Origin of the sequence: Nonomuraea sp. NPDC048892 (assembly GCF_040649735.1) — a bacterium.
In the GTDB taxonomy this organism is placed as follows: Bacteria; Actinomycetota; Actinomycetes; order Streptosporangiales; family Streptosporangiaceae; genus Nonomuraea; species Nonomuraea maheshkhaliensis.
Genome location: NZ_JBEZFZ010000071.1, coordinates 1 through 2,509, shown reverse-complemented (window position 1 = coordinate 2,509; position 2,509 = coordinate 1). Strand labels below are relative to the sequence as shown.

General features: G+C 70.5%; 3 protein-coding genes. 1 reads left to right on the top strand and 2 read right to left on the bottom strand.

Annotation, left to right across the window (positions count from 1 at the left end; translation table 11 throughout):
• Positions 1 to 524: 524 nt before the first annotated feature.
• Positions 525 to 1,001: a nitroreductase/quinone reductase family protein gene (locus AB0C28_RS56135; RefSeq protein ID WP_358085762.1), complete on the bottom strand. Its 477-nt coding sequence runs from the start codon at positions 999 to 1,001 to the stop codon at positions 525 to 527.
• A gap of 13 nt (positions 1,002 to 1,014) precedes the next feature.
• Positions 1,015 to 1,914 carry a sigma-70 family RNA polymerase sigma factor gene (locus AB0C28_RS56130; RefSeq protein WP_357863416.1) on the bottom strand — a complete coding sequence of 300 codons (900 nt, stop codon included), beginning with the start codon at positions 1,912 to 1,914 and terminating at the stop codon, positions 1,015 to 1,017.
• A 205-nt stretch (positions 1,915 to 2,119) separates the two neighbouring features.
• On the opposite strand from AB0C28_RS56130, the gene AB0C28_RS56125 reads away from it, so the two are divergent.
• Positions 2,120 to 2,509, top strand: a 390-nt coding sequence (locus tag AB0C28_RS56125) for a response regulator transcription factor (protein ID WP_358085759.1), incomplete at its 3' end; no start/stop codon positions are given.

Genomic DNA, 2,509 nt, shown 5'->3' with positions numbered 1-2,509 from the left:
GGTGGCCAGCACGGCGGTCAGCCGGACCTGCAGCTCCGCCAGCAGCTCGTCCAGCCGCATCTGCGGCATCAGCGGATTGTGCTCAGCTTCCACGCGAGCAGTCTCGCATTCAGATGATCTGCTGCCTAGCGCGAACGATCACACCTGCCGCGCCCGTTAGGGACCTTCGGTCCCTCCGAAGTACGCCCGGCCAAGGGCTTCGGCCCCTACGACGACGCGGACAGCAGTGCGATGGGAACGGAAAGAGCATCTCGCCGCACGCGCGCTGGAACGACCGCGACAGCATCCTCGTCGAGGTGCACGACGGCATCGTCACTCTGTCCGGGCACACGCTCAAGCGCGGTGACGCGGACGCGGCCGTTCGCTCGACCCCCGGACGGAGGGGGTCGTGGACGTCCAGGAGACGCTCACCTGGAGCGAGAACGACGTCCTGGGGGTTCCCCTCGCCTGGCACCTCCAGTGACGGCGGTCACCACGCCGAGGGCCGCGATCCCATCGGCCGCCGGGCAGGACCGAAGGCTTTTTTAGGGGGCCGTGATGCGGAAGACCGGAAACCGGGGCGCGATCGACTCGAAGTCCTCCAGCGGCGCGTGCCGCTCCACCGGGATGTGCGGGCGCGCGCCCGGCGCGAGGGCCAGGTAGCGGCGCAGGATCGGGGCGCGTTCGGCGGGCTCGACCTCGATGAGCCGGACGCTCCCGCGCCGGCCGTGCCGCAGCACCGCCCGGCCACCGGCCGCGCGCAGATTCAGCACCCAGTTGGTACGCGAGCCCAGCATCGCCACCAGGTACCGCTCTCCTCCGTGGTCGGCGAGCACCAGGGGGAAGGAGATGATCCGGCCCGTACGACGTCCGGGGACGTCCAAGGTCACCCAACGGGGCACCAGGCCGCTCGCGTGCAGCACAGCCGAGAACCGGTTCATGGCGCGTGCCAGGCGGCCGGGCCGGCCTCCGCGATACAACCACCGGAGCCAGCGGGCCGAGGGGCGGGTGTCGATGTTCATGATCTCTCCCTCTCTAGCTCGACCAAGCGCGCAGGCCATACGATCTTCCGTGGCCGCGCAGCCTGGTGAGCGATTCCTTCTCGATCTGGCGAACCCACTGGGGAGTCAGCCCCAGCTTCTCGGCGATCTGCCGGGGCGTGTGCGGATCGTGCCCGTCCATGCCGAACCTCAGCCGCATGATCAGCGCATTGCGTGGCGCGAGCCCGTCCACGAGGCGATCGAGCACCACCTTCAACGCCCGCTGCTCGGCCAGTTCCTCGGTGGCCGGGTTCCGGTCGTCCTCTACCAGGTCGCCGAGGGTGTGACGGTGCCGTCCCTCGCCCGCCTCGGCGTCGAGGCTGGCACAGGGGCCTGGCAGTTGCCGCAGGAAGGCGAGCCTCGCGGGTTTCCGCCCCAGTTCCTCGGCCAGTTCCCGCTCGGTCGGGACGCGTCCCAGCCGGTGCAGCTCCCGTGCCCGCGCTCGGGCGACCTCGACGAGCTCGTCCTGCACGGCGATGGGCAGCCGTACGGTGGGCGCGTGTTCCAGGCCGCGCTGGATCGCCTTGCGGATCCACCAGGTGGCGACCGTGGAGAACCGGTTGCCCCGAGTGTGGTCGAAGCGCTCGACGGCCTCGATGAGCCCGAGGTTGCCGTCCTGGATCACGTCGGCCAGTGACATGCCGCGGTGCGCGTACCGTTTGGCGATCGACACCACCAGCCGCAGGTTCGCCTCGATCAGGTGCCGGCGAGCGGCCCGGCCCGCCGCGACGTTGTCCCGCAACCCTGGCGTCGGATCACCCTGCCGGATGAGACGGGCGGCGCGGGCGGCCGCTGCCATCCGTTCGCCGAGCGAAACCTCCTCGGCGGCGGTCAGCAACGGCGTACGGCCGATACGGACCAGATAGCCGCGCACCAGGTCCGCGCCGGGGTTCATCTGGTCCTCCCCAGGACGGCGAGCGGGCTGAGTGCGCGGCGCACACCAACGAGAATCATGCTTCCTCCTCTGTAGCCCTTCCAGGACACACGGGAGATCGCGGCCCGCCCAGCGTCGTAGGGCCTCACACTGGTGGACCTTCGCCGGTCCGGTTCTGGGACTTTCGTCCTTCCGGCGTCACCGTCGCTTCGGTAGCGTGCGACGCATGATTCGTGTCTTCCTCCTCGACGACCACGAGGTCGTCCGTCGTGGTGTCGCCGCCCTGCTGGACTCCGAGGACGACATCGAGGTGATCGGCGAGGCCGGGACGGCCGAGTCCGCCATCGCCCGCATTCCCGCGCTCGTGCCGGACGTGGCGGTGCTGGACGTACGGCTGCCGGACGGCAACGGCGTGGACGTCTGCCGCGAGGTGCGCTCCCGGGTGCCGGGGCTGGCGTGCCTGATGCTGACGTCCTTCGCCGACGACGACGCCCTGTTCGACGCGGTCATGGCCGGAGCCGCCGGCTACGTGCTCAAGCAGATCCACGGCTCCGACCTGGTCGGCGCGGTCCGCACGGTCGCCTCCGGGCAGTCGCTGCTCGACCCCCAGACCACC

Bases quoted from the DNA above. Each gene is read 5' to 3' on its own strand.
- AB0C28_RS56135 (WP_358085762.1), bottom strand. From the start codon at position 1,001: ATGAACATCGACACCCGCCCCTCGGCCCGCTGGCTCCGGTGGTTGTAT.
- AB0C28_RS56130 (WP_357863416.1), bottom strand. From the start codon at position 1,914: ATGAACCCCGGCGCGGACCTGGTGCGCGGCTATCTGGTCCGTATCGGC.